The sequence below is a fragment of the Acinetobacter sp. YH12100 genome (genome assembly GCF_013419135.1).
Taxonomy (GTDB): Bacteria; Pseudomonadota; Gammaproteobacteria; order Pseudomonadales; family Moraxellaceae; genus Acinetobacter; species Acinetobacter pseudolwoffii.
Genome location: NZ_VPAQ01000012.1, coordinates 1 through 14,018 on the forward strand (window position 1 = coordinate 1; position 14,018 = coordinate 14,018).

Here is a 14,018-nt window from a genome sequence, read left to right on the forward strand (position 1 = left end):
CAATCTTGGCTCATCAATTTTCTGACAAATATTTCTCAAATAAACTTCGAGTAATTTCTACCATCAATCAATGAAAATAATTTCGATCGATCAACCAGTAAAAATCCACACAAGTTGTTCTTCATAAGCTCTTAATGATCTTCTTGCTGATTCGTCACCAGCAAGCTAGGTCGGCTATATTACACTGAATTTCTAAAGTGTCAATCCGTAATTCAAATTAATTTAAACTTATCCAACAAAACCTAATCTCAACACTTCGTGCTAAGTCACTGTTTTATCAGAAGTTTTAATCTTCATCACTGCCGATGGATGTGCATTCTACAGGATTTCACACCCAACACAACCCCTATTTCTAAATAATTCAGCAAAAAACCAACGACTGTTTATTTATTCTACAAAAAATGCAGGTTTTTCTATTTTTTGAGCATTAAAGGGACCGAATTGGATAAATGACTTAATCTTTTTTCAGTTTTATTCTGTTCCTGAAAGCTTAAAGGCCGGCAATCTATGTATTCACAATAGCCACCCTCCCCACTTTCGGTTTCTTCATTTATTTTGACCTGATAACTAAAACTTCCTACATAACCCGCTGCCAGGCCAAATTTAAAATCTCCACGACTTTGACCTTGTACCCAGATACAAGTACCGTCTGCATTTTCATAACACCATTCAAATTCTCGCGGCAAATACATACTTTGCCGATTGGGTGTCGTGACACGCGGATAAACACGATGAACTTTAAAATAAACTTTGCGATCGAACATTTGGGTCCGCATGTTTTTTAAATCACGGAGATATATCCGCGACTGAACAATACTATTAAAACCATCCCGAATTTGTGCCAACAACAGTTGCCGGTTTTCACTGAGATTAATAATTTGATAAGTCAGGAAAGCCAAAGGCAGATAGGGAAAGTTAAAACTCCGCGCGTATTCAAAGCTTCCGAGACCATCAATCGTATACTGCTGTGCTTTATAGCTCACGGTTCCCTGACAATGACACAGCAAAGACCAGTGCTCGGCAAGTGAAAACCTCACCTGGCTAAAGTGGGAAATGAGCTGAGTGGTATGAATGCTTAAATCGAAACTGAGTTCCGAGTCAAAACGCTGCAAACGAAAATGAGGAAAGGCCCCACTCAGTTGCTCCCGATCTAAAAACTGAAATAAGCCAGCATCAAAGTTACAGTCCTGCTGTACTGAATAACGATGCAGTTGGCCGACCATATGCGAACTCGTGCTGCAAATCACCGTAGCGGTATCCAGTGCGTTGGTTTGAATTGCACTGGGATTGGCCAGCATCGGTGCATTCGGCTGCCCGATAATGCTGAGAAAATTTAGATAGTGCAGCGGCGCCGGAAGTCCAGGAATCATCAAACCTTGATGAATAATCTTATATTTTGAGTTGGGGCCATGATAGGCAGGATAATGCGAAACAGTTGGAGTCTGATTCAGCTGTTTCGAACGATCTAAAAAATCTTGAAGAAACCGCATCTCAGACTCCTTATATTTTTATAATCTACTCGATCTTTTTGCCATAAAGGTGGTCACAAAACCAGATAAGGCATAGAGAATAGAAATTACCAGAATGCCGACAGGAATATTATAAGTCATCGCAGCAAAGACAAATACGGCAATTGGTAATACAAAAAACGGAACGCGTTTACGCTCTACGGTCTTGAATGAATAATATTTGATATTGGAAATCATCAACAAGCCCACCGCAATAATGACAACAGCATTAATGATCTGAATGGATGCTTCACGAATATCAAAAATTTCAGGAAAATCTAAACCGACCCAGACCAGCGAAACAATCATGAGAGCCGCCAATGGACTGGCCACACCAATAAAATAACGCTTGTCTACCACGCCAATCTGTACGTTAAAGCGGGCCAGACGAAAAGCAGCACAGGCGGTATAGACAAAACAGGCGGCCAGACCAATCCGGCCTAAATCACTCAAACCCCAGCTATACATCAAGATCGCGGGAGCAACACCAAAAGCCAGCATATCGGAAAGCGAATCAAACTGTTCACCAAACGGACTTTGCGCACCAATCGCACGCGCCACACGCCCATCCAAACCATCCAGCAAAGCCGCAATAAAAATTGCATAGATCGCTTGCTGGAAATTGCCATTCATACTGGCAATAATGGAGTAGAAACCTGCTAACAGCGCAGCGGTTGTAATCAGGTTAGGCCATAGATAGATGCCTCGACGCTTAACTTTCTGCCCTTCCTGGGTATGTTCCTCTTCTTCCACCTCAAAGGTGATGCCATCAAAAGGCAAGTCTTTTGAAGAGTCGCGTTCCGGTTTGCTTATATTTGTCATTCTTGTCGATCCTAGCTATGACCTGTGCTTTGAAAAAATTATTCGCCGACTAACCAGCGAACTGCAGCGTGACCACCATTTTCACTCATGCGAAGATGTGGGAATAACCATTGTAGTGCTTCATCTGCATCTTCAGAGAATTTCCAAGGCGGATTAATCACCAGCAAACCACAACCATTCAAGCCGACTGGGGTGTCATCCGGCCATACACAAACTTCACACACCAGTTGACGGCGGATGCCGGTCTTGAACATTTTTTTCTCGAAGCGTTCAATCATGGCACGGTCTTTAATTGGATACCAAACAGCAAATACACCTGTCGGCCATTTCTTATAAGCGGCAACCAGCAATTCTACCAATTGTGGAAAATCTTTACGCTCAAGCTCATAAGGTGGATCGATCATCACCAGACCACGTTTTTCTTTCGGCGGAATCACCCCCAAAAGACCTTCATAAGCATCACGCTCATGCAAGCCGGCACGCTTGTCAAAAATATTATGACGAAGTTGCTGAAACACATCACGCTGCATTTCAAAAATAGTCGCTTTATCAATCTCGCGCATACCTTCAAGGGCAAACCAAGGTGAACCGGGATAAGCACCCTTACCAAAGTTTTCACGCATTTTCTCAACAACTTTCAAATATTGTTGTACGCCTTCAGGTGCATTACGCTTGATCGAGTCATCCAGTTTAACAAGACGATGAATACCGTTTAAGAACTCACCTGATTTTTGCGCTTCAGCAGTCGATAAATCATATTTACCCGCACCACCATGTGTATCTACATAGCGATAAGGTTTGTCTTTTGCATTCAGTCGAGTCAACAACTGAAGCAATAAAACGTGCTTCATGACATCGGCAAAGTTGCCTGCGTGGTAAGAGTGACGGTAATTCATGTTTCATTAATTCCTAATATCAACAGCTATTTTAACATGAAAAATAGTTTCGTTCAGGCACGATTCTTACACTAAAATAGCGAACCTGTTTTGCCACACTATCGAGAATTGAAAAAAATGGAAGCTGTTATCATCCCAGGGGATTGGAATGTTGATCAAATCTTAGATGATTTAGATCAACATGGCTTTAGTATTGTTGACGATGCTTATTCTAGCGAATATCAACATGCGGTAAGTCAGGAATGCTTAAGCCACTTAAACGAATTTCGTAATGCAGCCATTCAAAATGGCGTCGTCAGCAACATCCGTAGTGATCATATTCTTTGGTTACGACCTGAATTTCAAATTTCCCACCTACACACCCAAACCCTGCAACAGTTTTCTCAAGCTTTAAACCGTGCGTTTTATTTAGGCATTAAAGAAATCGAAGCACATTTTGCCTGCTATCACGCTGGCGAGTTTTATGCGCTGCATCGTGACAATCCTCAAGCTAAAAATGGCCGAATGATTTCCAGTGTGTATTATCTGCATGAACAATGGCAGGCAGATTGGGGGGGTGAATTGCGTCTGCAAGATAAAAATGGCCAGTGGCATATTATTCAGCCAAAACCGAACCGAATGGCGCTGTTCCAGAGCGATTTATTACATGAAGTCTTGATCTCCAAACAGCAACGTCTATCCATTACGGCCTGGTTAAGAAGCGATACAGCCTTAATCTAATGCTCGCTCATGCTTTAAATTTATTTTTTTAACCTCATATAGGCATTATTGAGAAATGAGGATTGCGTTGATGCGATTAACAACCAAGCAGATTATTGAGCGACTGGGTGAAACTGACCAATTGTACTTAAAAGGCAATACGCCAGAATTAACGCTTGAACGTGCTGATCTTCGTTTACAGCTGGTGACTTTAAGTGAGCTGCGTCAGGAACAGCGACATTTCCTGCAAGAAGCGATTGTCTTACTTGAACAAGGCCGGGTGGAATTTGAAGAAATGCCGCTGCGCATGTATATCAATTTATCCTTGCATCTGGCCAAGGCTTATATGATGTTTTTTGAACTGACCAAAGAGCAGCATTTTGCCCTGATTACCCAGCAAATTCTTAAGCCGATGGCCAGTTATGAACATGGCGATATTTATTTCTTCCTGGCTTATGCCAGTGCCAGTAAAAATGAGCCAGCCCTGACACGTCACTGGTTAGGGAAATACACCAAAACGGTTGAATGTGAACTGGAATTGTTGCAGCAGCATCATGCCTTTAGTGATTATCGTCAGCAGGAATGGTTTATCAAAATATTAAAAAGTAAAATGCATTAAGCTTAACAGCGTCAAAGAAAACGCCTCATTTGAGGCGTTTTCTTTTGAGCATCACTTTCATTTTTTAAGTAATACCAAGATATAACACAGTTAAGCAGGCTGACGTCTGTAGGCATCCATGTGTAATTGCTGGTTCAGCTCATCCACCCAGATTGCCCAATCATCATCCTGTACCAGATGACTAATCAATAACGAACGCTGGGATTTATTCCAGAATGGTGCCTCATGCAAGGACAGGCCTGCTGGAAGCTGATGAGTCCGGATATACAACTCAATGGCAGCAGCGCTATTGGCCAGACCGAGTTGAGAAAATAACATTTCTAAGGATGGTTGGTTCTTCATGAGCATGTCGCCCTCCTTATATCAGATAAATTGTAATTATTTATAGATCTAACTTATAAGATAAGACAAAAAAAACCTAGTCATTTCACTAGGTTTGTTGTTTCTTTTTGTAGACTATAATTTAAACACCTTGCTTGTCACTTTCGACATGTAACAGCTGGTTCAGTTTGTCAATAATCACAATCCATTCATCATCTTGATGCCAGTGCTCGCGTAAGAATGCACTTTGGCCCTCACTCCAGAATTCGGCATCCGGTAAAGCGACTTCAGATGGCAACTGATGGGTATGGGTGAATTCATTAATTGCGGCTTCATCAGAAGGCAAACCCAATTGTTCAAATAATAATTCTAAAGTTGGCTGTTGTTCGAACATGATCCACTTGCTCCTGTTATATGCTCTAAACTAAAAATAAGACCTTTACCATCCCTAAAATAAGAACTGGCATAAATCTTTAAATATTCATTTATAAATCACATGACCCAGAACCCTGGGCTTCGCTATGTAATTGTTCATTCAGGACATCAACTAAAATTGCCCATTCATCATCTTTTTTCCACTGACCAATCAGGAAATCATGCTGGGATTTCGACCAGAACGGCGCCTTGTGCAAAGGCACGTCCATGCCAATTTGATGGGTCTTAATAAACTCATCAATCGCCTCGGGACTCGAGTCCAATCCAAGTTGCTGAAAAAACATTTCTAACGTTGGGTGTTGATCAAACATCTTCTTCACCTCGCCTTTTATTGGATTATTTATGTTTTTTAGCTTAGTCCAAGCCTAAGCAAGATTCAGTTGCTGCTGCATCACAGCATGTTATTTTTTGTTCATCAAAAAAATAGAGATATAAAAAAAGCACCCCGAATGGAGTGCTCTTTCAACTTAATCTAAACGATCAAATTATTTAAGCATGTCAGCAATCGCTGCGCGCTCTTCTTCAAGTTCGTTCAATGTAACATTGATACGCTCACGGCTGAACTCGTCGATTTCTAGACCTTGAACGATTTTGTATTCACCGTTCTCAGTCGTTACAGGGAAACCGAACATAACGCCTTCAGGAATACCGTAAGAACCGTCAGAAGGAATACCCATGGTTACCCATTCGCCATTTGTGCCAAGAGCCCAATCGCGCATATGATCGATTGCAGCGTTTGCAGCAGAAGCAGCAGAAGACAAACCACGCGCTTCAATGATGGCAGCGCCACGCTTACCAACAGTCGGAAGGAATGTATTTGCATTCCAATCTTGGTCGTTAATCATGTCTTTAACGCTTTCGCCATTAATTGTAGCGAAACGGTAGTCAGCATACATGGTTGGAGAGTGGTTGCCCCAAACTGTAAGATTTTTGATGTCTTTAACCGCTTTACCGGTTTTAGCAGCAATTTGAGATGCAGCACGGTTGTGGTCAAGACGTAACATTGCAGTGAAGTTTTTCGCTGGAAGATCTGGAGCAGATTTCATCGCGATGTAAGCATTCGTGTTCGCAGGGTTACCTACAACAAGAACTTTAACGTCACGGCTCGCAACTTCGTTAAGTGCCTGGCCTTGACCGATAAAGATTTCGCCGTTCACTTTAAGCAGATCAGCACGTTCCATACCTGGACCACGTGGACGTGAACCAACTAATAACGCGTAGTCAGCATCTTTGAATGCAACTTTAGGATCATCAGTACCGATCATGTCTTCTAGTAGCGGGAATGCGCAATCTTGAAGCTCCATCATTACGCCTTTAAGCGCTTGCTGAGCTTTCTCAAAAGGAACTTCGAGCAATTGCAAAATCACTGGTTGATCTTTACCTAGCATTTCGCCGCTTGCGATACGGAATAATAGGCTGTAACCAATTTGACCTGCAGCGCCAGTAACGGCAACACGAACTGCTTGCTTCATCTAATTATCTCCAATTGAGGATATTCAATGCGATTAAATAGTTAGTATTTAATCTAATAATCGTAAACGCGAAAGATTGTACTCCAATCCTTTGCCAGATGCATATAAAAGAGGACGGATTTCACCTAAAGTCTGATAGGAAATATAAATTAAATCGGCAAAAAAGCTCAGTATGTTCCTTTTATTGTGACAGTTTTTGGGCATGTATTAATAATGTTGGCAGGACAGGATTTATAATTGCCATTTTTGTGATAACAGACTTTGATCGAGGTCAACACGCTGCTAGCTTGAGTAAGCTGGCAATTAAATCTCAAAGCATTGGCGGGTAATTGCGGATTAATTCTCACAAATTTCACACGCAGCGCATCGACTGATATGGTGATATTTTCCTGTTCAGTCAGCTCTGCCGGCACTTTAAGCCGGTCTGCATAATTGATAATCGTCCGGAAATATTGGCTGGCATTCATCGGAACGCAACCGCCGATGTTGCGCCACAAAATGGTCCGGGTATTTTCATCCGGCATGATTCTGGCCACCACCTTGGACTGAAGCGGTGAAAGTTTCGCAGAGCTATTGGTGGTACAGTTTTCTGACGTAGCCTGAGGATATAAGCCGGAAATATTCAAGGAATAGCCTTCCAGACATTTTCGTTTCTTTGCATATTCAGGGTACAGGCTACACAAAGCCGGCACCATTTCTACATCCATAACATAGTCTGTCGGCATGGCGAATGCTGCCGGACTGCTGCCAAAAAATACAAGCGCTGCCCATTTCCCCCAAACTCGACGATCCTTCATTATTTTCATGAATAAATCACCATCCCCAATAATTTTAATTTTATTGTGTATTACGTAATGGTATCAGTTGCATACGCTTACCCACGGACTGTGCACCCTGTCCTAACAAGAGACCGTAATGTGTGGCATTGGTCATGACATGTTTCACATAATCTCGGGTTTCAAGTAAAGGAATACTTTCAGTATATTGATCTGCTGCCATGCCCTGAAATTCCGGCTGCCAACGGCGGGCACGGTTTGGTCCGGCATTATAGCCTGCGGTTGCCAAGACTGGGCTGTTGCTGAGCTGACGCTGAATGGTCGATAAATAAAAGGTGCCGTAACGAATATTGGTATTCATATCGGTGAGAGCTGCCGGATTATAAGCCTCACCCATTTGACGCGCCACCAGCTTGGCGGTATCTGGCATGATTTGCATCAGGCCACCGGCACCCACATGTGAACGTGCCACGGTATTGAAACGGCTTTCCTGACGCATCAACCCATAAGCCCAAGCCGGATCGATCCCGGCATTGCGGCTATGACTGACCACGTAATTCTGGTGCGGCATTGGATAACGATAATTGTAGTTATGTTTGTTCACGGTGCGGTCAGCTGCATAAATGGCCCGATCATGCCAGCCCATGTCCATGGCACGCTTTGCTGCGGCCAGCAACAGCTCATCATCTTTCTTCAGATAGGCCTGACGCACTGCCCAGTTCCATTCACGGTTAATGTAGTTATTCGGTGCACTGATATTACGTAGCGTGAACGCACGACGGAAATGAATATCCTGATTCAAACGTTGCATGGCCTGATTCGATGGCTGAATTGGATTGGGTGTGCTCGCAGTTAGCTGTCCCAACTTGTCGCGTGCCAGCAAGTTGTGATAATCATCCCCGGCGGCCAATGTACGATAAATACTCTCTGCAGTTTTCTTTGAACTACGATCTGCACGCTGCTCACTGGCACGGGCCAGCCAATATTGCCAGCGATCTTCCTGTTTCTGATTGACGCTCATGGCATCAATCGCACGGATTAGGCTTTCCCACGCACTAAAACGGATGGCCTGACGCGCATAAATCTCAGCTTCTTCCGGACTAAATGGCAGACCATAACTGGCATCAAAGGCATTTAACACTTCCCGGTTAAAGTTGTTCTTCATGACTGTGGTTCCACCGACATACCCCACAGCTCGGTATAAGGCACGTTGTACTTGTACCGGTGTGCCTTCAGCAGTCCGTTTCACAATGGATAACGCCGAGTCCAGATCACTATCTGCCAGACGTCCCAGTGCATAAATCAGATAAGCATGTTCTGCCGCACTGTTTTTCGGTGCAGACCATAAATAATTGGTTGGATTGGCCTGAATCGAATTGAGTTGTGCTAAAGACAGATTCAGACCGATTCCTTGCGCAGTGGCAATAGCCTGACCTGACTGACCGGCACGCAATTGTACCCAAAGTCGCTGTTGGCGGTCTTCTGCCGTCATTAAAGGGCTAGAAAGCATCATTCGACCAAGTCCAGTACAAGAATCCGGTTGGCTATTGGTGGTTAGCCAGACCTCTTTAAACTCGGCATAAACCAGCTCATCACCGGCTTTGGCACGAACTTGTGCTACGGCACAGGCTTCAGCTGGATCAGCATTGGTCACATAAGGCAATACCGGTTGAGCCGTGGTGAAATCTGCCATTTTGACTTTTTCTTCGACATAGTCCGCTGCCAGCTTTTCAGCCATCGCAGATTGCGGGTAGCGCTGAGCAAAACTGACAATTTGGCTGGCAGGTTGCAAGGCAAGATTCTGGTTTAAAATCCAGTATTCCGGATAATAGCCTAAAGCATCATTCTGCATGGACAGGCGATATTGTTGTAATAATTCAGTATTACCTGAATTGGCCGCACGTAAGGCATCGTTAAATTGCTCTTCAGCTGCATATGTACTTGCTGAACCGATACACGCCACACTTAACGTAATTAATTTATAATATTTATACATATTTTCAGTGTGTTTCAACATCCCTTTGCCTTCTCTCATCGATTCTGTGCCTAGCCTATGTTGCTTATCATAAGAGCTTTGTTGAAATATTATAAGCAACTGTATTGTTCAGTTATGTAACCTTATGATTAAGCAATATTAATCTACAGACAATTTTTACCCATAAATCAATATTTTTCCACGTTTAATTTAAGCTATAAGTTTAAGCGACTTTCCTGCTAAAATATGCGCCTTCCCATATTTCAGTCCGTGAATTGAATTGTTATTCACCTGTTTGATGCGTCAATCAGGCTGTTCGTTCACTCTTTCAACGTATTACCTTGTAGGAGCCTACATGACGGTTCAAACCTTCATTCCGAATGGTGCCCCAGCTGCCTCAGAAAACACTGTTACCCAGCCAGCGCACACCCCTGTCCATGAGATTGCAGTAAAAAAACTGTATATCGAAACGCAAGGGTGTCAGATGAATGAGTACGACAGTCACCGTATGGCAGACCTGTTAGGCGATTCTCATGGCTATGTGCTGACCAACGATCCTAAAGATGCCGATATTCTGCTGATGAATACCTGCTCGATCCGTGAAAAAGCCCAAGAAAAAGTGTTTTCCGAGCTGGGTCGCTGGCGCAAACTGAAAGACAAGAATCCGGATCTGATTATCGGGGTTGGCGGCTGTGTGGCGTCTCAGGAAGGCGACAACATCCAGAAACGTGCCAATTATGTCGACATGATTTTTGGCCCGCAAACCCTGCACCGCTTGCCACAAATGCTGGATCAGCATTTTGACCAGATCGAAAAACCGAAAAAAGAAAAAATCAAACTGGTAGATATCTCCTTCCCGGATATCGAAAAATTCGACTTTCTGCCTGAACCGCGTGTTGAGGGCTATAAAGCCTTTGTTTCGATCATGGAAGGCTGTTCAAAATATTGTTCGTTCTGCGTGGTGCCTTATACCCGTGGTGAAGAAGTGTCTCGCCCACTGGATGATGTATTGGCTGAAATTGCGGGTCTGGCAGAAAAAGGCGTGCGTGAAATTTCCCTGCTGGGTCAAAACGTCAATGGCTATCGTGGTGAAACCTTTGAAGGCAATATCTGTACTTTTGCCGATCTGTTGCGTTTAGTCGCGGATATTCCGGGCATTGGCCGGATTCGTTATACCACTTCGCATCCACTCGAATTTAATGATGACCTGATCCAGTGTTATCGCGACCTGCCACAAATGGTTTCACATCTGCATCTGCCGGTACAAAGCGGTTCCAATGATGTCCTTCTGGCGATGAAGCGCAACCATACGATTGATGTCTATATCGAGAAGATTAAAAAGTTACGTGCAGTTCGCCCAGATATGCATTTATCTTCAGACTTTATCATTGGCTTCCCGGGTGAAACTGATGAGAACTTTGCAGAGACCTATCAATTTATTAAAGATCTGGATTTCGATCATTCTTATAGTTTTATCTATTCAAAACGTCCGGGTACGCCTGCGGCAGAACTGGAAGATACCATTCCGGAAGATGTCAAAAAAGAACGTCTGGCCAAAGTTCAGCAATGGATTAAACGCTCGAGTATTGACAAAACGGATGCCATGCTCGGTAGCATCCAGCGGGTACTGATCGAGAAAGTCTCTGATAAAGATCCGAATATTCTGGTGGGTACGGCGGACAACACCCGTTATGTCAACTTTATTGGTGATCCTGCCTGGGTAGGTCGCTTTGCCGAGATCGAAGTGACCGAAATTAAAACTTTGAATTTAGTTTATGGTGAACTCTTGAATCTTGAGCCTGACGTGGCGTAATGTAGAGCATATAACGTACACTTCATAAGGAATACTCTTTGACTGCAGCGATTCGACGTACAGTAGCTTTTCCTGGGATTTCAATGGACCGTATCCAAGCGATGTTAGGTGCTTATAACGGTCATTTGAAGCAAATTGAACAACGTTTAGATGTCAAAATCTCCCATCGCGGAGAGAGTTTTATTGTGGATGGTGGAATCGATGCCGTTGAAAGAGCCGAAATACTCTTGCAACGTCTACACGAAGAATCTGAACAGAGCCAGCAGATCAGCGCAGATACCCTGCACCTAATGATTCAGGGCAGTCAGACTGACCGTGAACTCCAGCAAGATCTAGAAGACCAAGAACATACCGGCCTGGACAATGTCTGGTTACAAACCCGTAAAGGCCGGATCAATCCGCGTGGTGCCAACCAGAAACGTTATGTACAGCGTATTCTGCAAAGTGATATTTCTTTTGGTATAGGTCCTGCCGGAACCGGTAAAACCTATCTGGCTGTCGCTGCTGCTGTGGACATGCTGGAACGCAATGAAATCCAGCGCATTCTACTGGTGCGTCCTGCGGTCGAAGCCGGTGAAAAACTGGGTTTCTTGCCAGGGGATTTAAGCCAGAAAATCGATCCTTATTTGCGTCCATTGTATGATGCTTTGTATGAAATGCTCGGCTTTGAAAAAGTGGCCAAGCTGATCGAACGTCAAGTGATTGAGGTGGCGCCACTCGCTTATATGCGTGGCCGTACCTTGAATCATTCTTTCGTGATTCTGGATGAGGCACAGAACACCACCCCTGAACAGATGAAAATGTTCCTGACCCGTTTAGGTTTTGGTTCTCGAGCGGTCATTACTGGTGATGTGACGCAGGTGGATTTACCGCGCGGCCAACAGTCTGGTCTTTCACATGCCCTGCGTGTGATTGATAAAATTCCTGAAATTCATATCACCCGTTTTCATTCTCGTGATGTGGTTCGTCATCAACTGGTACAGAAAATTGTTGAAGCCTATGAAGGCTGGGACAGTGATCAGCAGCGTTTAAGTGCAGAAGCACGTGCAGAACGTAAAGCACGTCAGGACGCCTTGATCGCTGAAAATAATGCTGCCGCAGATGCACAGCATTAAGCTTTCAATTTAAGGATTTGTGTTGAAACTTAGTCTTTCCTTACAGCAGGATTTTCAGTCACCTGAACTGGTACTAAAACGTGCCTCTATTAAAAAAGTAGTCGAAACCACTTTAGGTCATATCGGTACGCAAAGTAATTGCGAAATCGGAATTGCCTGTGTCGATCATGATGAAAGTCATAAACTGAATCTGGAATATCGCGGCAAAGACAAATCGACCAATGTCCTGTCTTTTCCGAGCGATCTTCCAGATGAAATGGCGCAATTTCTGGATGCCTTTCCGATTGGCGATCTGGTGATCTGTATTCCTGTGGTACTTGCTGAAGCGCTTGAGCAGCAAAAAGCGCCGTTGACGCATTTCACCCATATGCTGGTGCATGGCACCTTGCATTTAATGGGTTATGATCATGAAACATCAGATGAAGATGCGGAAGAAATGGAAGGCATTGAAATTGAAATTCTGGCCAAACTGGGTTTTGAAAATCCTTATCTGGAACGAGATTAAGATTTAAAAGAAAATGAAGGAAGCGAGCTGAGGCTCGCTTTTTTAATGCTTTATATTCGCTCTTCTTCTAGGAGATGAGAATCCTCAGAATATATTCTGAGTTCGCAAGGGAGAGGTTCTAATACCTGTTAAAACCCCTCTCTAACTCTCTCCCAAAGGGAGAGAGAACTAGAATGAATTAACGTACTTCAAACTCTGCTTCAGCCGGATCAAAACGCCAGGTTCGGATAATCCGCAATTCAGAAATTTCCTTCATTTTGGCATCAAACGCACCAAATGGCGCCGCTTTACGTACAGAAGATTTCGCAGCCTCATCCAGCATGGCATGTCCTGAACTGTCAATTAATCGGATGGCACGAATCCCTCCATTCTGATTCAGGATCACCATCAGACGAACTTCACCTGCCAGATTCTGCTGCTTGGCAGCTTCCGGATAATACTGATTGCCATAAAACTCTACTTTCTGACGGAACTTTTCCAGATAGGCTGCGGAGACATCCTGCTTGGATTGAATACCATCCACAGTTTTAATTTTTTGCTGACGACTAAAATTTTGCTGACGCTGTAAATATTGCGCTTCCAGACTGGCCACCATGGCTGCTTTGGCCTGAAACTGGCTTTGTAACTGCTCCTGCATTTTTTTACGCTGATTTTCTTCTGCCTGTTTTTGCCAGCTCAAGGTGGTCATCAGCACTTTTTCTTCAAAACTGAGTTCCTGTTTCTGTTGCAGCAGATCCGGACTTTCTTGTTGTTCTTCCCCTGCCTTCTGCTCTAACAAAGGAGATGGCATATCACTCGACATCCGGTGCGCTTCTCGAAACTTGCCAGAACCTTGCTGGTCTGTCTGGGCCAGAAAATCAGCGTGTTCAATTTTTTCATCTGTTTGTCGCAAGCTGACTGCAATTTCTTTGGTGCTGGTCTCCCGATCTTGCGGCATACCAAATTCCAGTGTCAATACGATCAAATGCAGAATGCCTGCGGTGAGCACGGCACTGCTAAACACTGGATCTTTCCACCAGGTTCTGACCAGAGGCATTAATATCATTGCTTATCACATTACCC

Annotated in this window: 15 protein-coding genes; 5 read left to right on the plus strand and 10 right to left on the minus strand. The window is 43.8% G+C overall.

Annotated elements, in window-relative coordinates; all coding sequences use genetic code 11:
- Positions 1-413 precede the first annotated feature (413 nt).
- Genes FTU40_RS09440 through FTU40_RS09450 form a run of 3 tightly spaced genes read right to left on the minus strand, consistent with a single transcriptional unit; the run spans position 414 to position 3,226 of the window.
- Positions 414-1,490 (minus strand): DUF6670 family protein, encoded by a 1,077-nt coding sequence (locus tag FTU40_RS09440; protein ID WP_180040633.1) that lies wholly within the window; start codon positions 1,488-1,490, stop codon positions 414-416.
- An 18-nt stretch (positions 1,491-1,508) separates the two neighbouring features.
- Positions 1,509-2,330, minus strand: coding sequence for a CDP-diacylglycerol--serine O-phosphatidyltransferase (gene pssA, locus FTU40_RS09445; protein WP_005094042.1), 822 nt, complete (start codon positions 2,328-2,330; stop codon positions 1,509-1,511).
- A 38-nt stretch (positions 2,331-2,368) separates the two neighbouring features.
- A complete protein-coding gene (locus tag FTU40_RS09450; protein ID WP_005094045.1) occupies positions 2,369-3,226 on the minus strand; it encodes a 23S rRNA (adenine(2030)-N(6))-methyltransferase RlmJ in 858 nt (285 codons plus the stop codon).
- Positions 3,227-3,343: 117 nt separating this feature from the next.
- Between FTU40_RS09450 and FTU40_RS09455 the strand changes: the two genes are divergently transcribed.
- Together FTU40_RS09455 and FTU40_RS09460 are read left to right on the plus strand one after the other, a co-directional pair.
- Positions 3,344-3,946 carry a 2OG-Fe(II) oxygenase gene (locus FTU40_RS09455; protein ID WP_180040635.1) on the plus strand — a complete coding sequence of 201 codons (603 nt, stop codon included), beginning with the start codon at positions 3,344-3,346 and terminating at the stop codon, positions 3,944-3,946.
- A gap of 70 nt (positions 3,947-4,016) precedes the next feature.
- Positions 4,017-4,544 carry a hypothetical protein gene (locus FTU40_RS09460; RefSeq protein ID WP_180040637.1) on the plus strand — a complete coding sequence of 176 codons (528 nt, stop codon included), beginning with the start codon at positions 4,017-4,019 and terminating at the stop codon, positions 4,542-4,544.
- A 90-nt stretch (positions 4,545-4,634) separates the two neighbouring features.
- Here the strand turns inward: FTU40_RS09460 and FTU40_RS09465 are convergent, their stop codons facing one another.
- The 6 genes from FTU40_RS09465 to FTU40_RS09490 all read right to left on the minus strand — a co-directional run bounded on the left by FTU40_RS09465 (position 4,635) and on the right by FTU40_RS09490 (position 9,544).
- Positions 4,635-4,892: a DUF2789 family protein gene (locus FTU40_RS09465; protein WP_005094049.1), complete on the minus strand. Its 258-nt coding sequence runs from the start codon at positions 4,890-4,892 to the stop codon at positions 4,635-4,637.
- A 115-nt stretch (positions 4,893-5,007) separates the two neighbouring features.
- Positions 5,008-5,262: a DUF2789 family protein gene (locus FTU40_RS09470; RefSeq protein WP_034608346.1), complete on the minus strand. Its 255-nt coding sequence runs from the start codon at positions 5,260-5,262 to the stop codon at positions 5,008-5,010.
- 88 nt (positions 5,263-5,350) lie between these two features.
- On the minus strand, positions 5,351-5,611 hold the full coding sequence (locus tag FTU40_RS09475; protein WP_005094053.1) for a DUF2789 family protein: 261 nt from the start codon (positions 5,609-5,611) through the stop codon (positions 5,351-5,353).
- Positions 5,612-5,785: 174 nt separating this feature from the next.
- Entirely contained in the window at positions 5,786-6,772 is a 987-nt protein-coding gene (locus FTU40_RS09480) for a malate dehydrogenase (RefSeq protein ID WP_005168672.1), read from the minus strand.
- 167 nt (positions 6,773-6,939) lie between these two features.
- Positions 6,940-7,578, minus strand: coding sequence for a ribonuclease I (locus tag FTU40_RS09485; protein ID WP_180040640.1), 639 nt, complete (start codon positions 7,576-7,578; stop codon positions 6,940-6,942).
- A 31-nt stretch (positions 7,579-7,609) separates the two neighbouring features.
- Complete coding sequence (locus FTU40_RS09490; protein ID WP_180040701.1) at positions 7,610-9,544, minus strand: lytic transglycosylase domain-containing protein; 1,935 nt, start codon at positions 9,542-9,544, stop codon at positions 7,610-7,612.
- Between the two features lie 334 nt (positions 9,545-9,878).
- Between FTU40_RS09490 and miaB the strand changes: the two genes are divergently transcribed.
- Genes miaB through ybeY form a run of 3 tightly spaced genes read left to right on the plus strand, consistent with a single transcriptional unit; the run spans position 9,879 to position 12,956 of the window.
- A complete protein-coding gene (miaB, locus tag FTU40_RS09495; RefSeq protein ID WP_180040642.1) occupies positions 9,879-11,336 on the plus strand; it encodes a tRNA (N6-isopentenyl adenosine(37)-C2)-methylthiotransferase MiaB in 1,458 nt (485 codons plus the stop codon).
- A 38-nt stretch (positions 11,337-11,374) separates the two neighbouring features.
- The gene (locus FTU40_RS09500) at positions 11,375-12,451 is read left to right on the plus strand and encodes a PhoH family protein (protein ID WP_074383566.1); all 1,077 of its coding nucleotides are present in this window, start codon (positions 11,375-11,377) and stop codon (positions 12,449-12,451) included.
- A gap of 22 nt (positions 12,452-12,473) precedes the next feature.
- The gene (gene ybeY, locus FTU40_RS09505; RefSeq protein ID WP_005094076.1) at positions 12,474-12,956 is read left to right on the plus strand and encodes an rRNA maturation RNase YbeY; all 483 of its coding nucleotides are present in this window, start codon (positions 12,474-12,476) and stop codon (positions 12,954-12,956) included.
- A 178-nt stretch (positions 12,957-13,134) separates the two neighbouring features.
- Here the strand turns inward: ybeY and FTU40_RS09510 are convergent, their stop codons facing one another.
- Positions 13,135-13,992, minus strand: a complete 858-nt coding sequence (locus FTU40_RS09510; protein WP_005094077.1) for an energy transducer TonB — start codon at positions 13,990-13,992, stop codon at positions 13,135-13,137.
- Between the last annotated feature and the right edge of the window lie 26 nt (positions 13,993-14,018).

Bases quoted from the DNA above. Each gene is read 5' to 3' on its own strand.
- FTU40_RS09510 (WP_005094077.1), bottom strand. From the start codon at position 13,992: ATGCCTCTGGTCAGAACCTGGTGGAAAGATCCAGTGTTTAGCAGTGCC.
- FTU40_RS09460 (WP_180040637.1), top strand. From the start codon at position 4,017: ATGCGATTAACAACCAAGCAGATTATTGAGCGACTGGGTGAAACTGAC.
- FTU40_RS09465 (WP_005094049.1), bottom strand. From the start codon at position 4,892: ATGCTCATGAAGAACCAACCATCCTTAGAAATGTTATTTTCTCAACTC.
- FTU40_RS09480 (WP_005168672.1), bottom strand. From the start codon at position 6,772: ATGAAGCAAGCAGTTCGTGTTGCCGTTACTGGCGCTGCAGGTCAAATT.
- miaB (WP_180040642.1), top strand. From the start codon at position 9,879: ATGACGGTTCAAACCTTCATTCCGAATGGTGCCCCAGCTGCCTCAGAA.
- FTU40_RS09475 (WP_005094053.1), bottom strand. From the start codon at position 5,611: ATGTTTGATCAACACCCAACGTTAGAAATGTTTTTTCAGCAACTTGGA.
- FTU40_RS09455 (WP_180040635.1), top strand. From the start codon at position 3,344: ATGGAAGCTGTTATCATCCCAGGGGATTGGAATGTTGATCAAATCTTA.
- FTU40_RS09440 (WP_180040633.1), bottom strand. From the start codon at position 1,490: ATGCGGTTTCTTCAAGATTTTTTAGATCGTTCGAAACAGCTGAATCAG.
- pssA (WP_005094042.1), bottom strand. From the start codon at position 2,330: ATGACAAATATAAGCAAACCGGAACGCGACTCTTCAAAAGACTTGCCT.
- FTU40_RS09490 (WP_180040701.1), bottom strand. From the start codon at position 9,544: ATGTATAAATATTATAAATTAATTACGTTAAGTGTGGCGTGTATCGGT.
- FTU40_RS09450 (WP_005094045.1), bottom strand. From the start codon at position 3,226: ATGAATTACCGTCACTCTTACCACGCAGGCAACTTTGCCGATGTCATG.
- FTU40_RS09485 (WP_180040640.1), bottom strand. From the start codon at position 7,578: ATGAAAATAATGAAGGATCGTCGAGTTTGGGGGAAATGGGCAGCGCTT.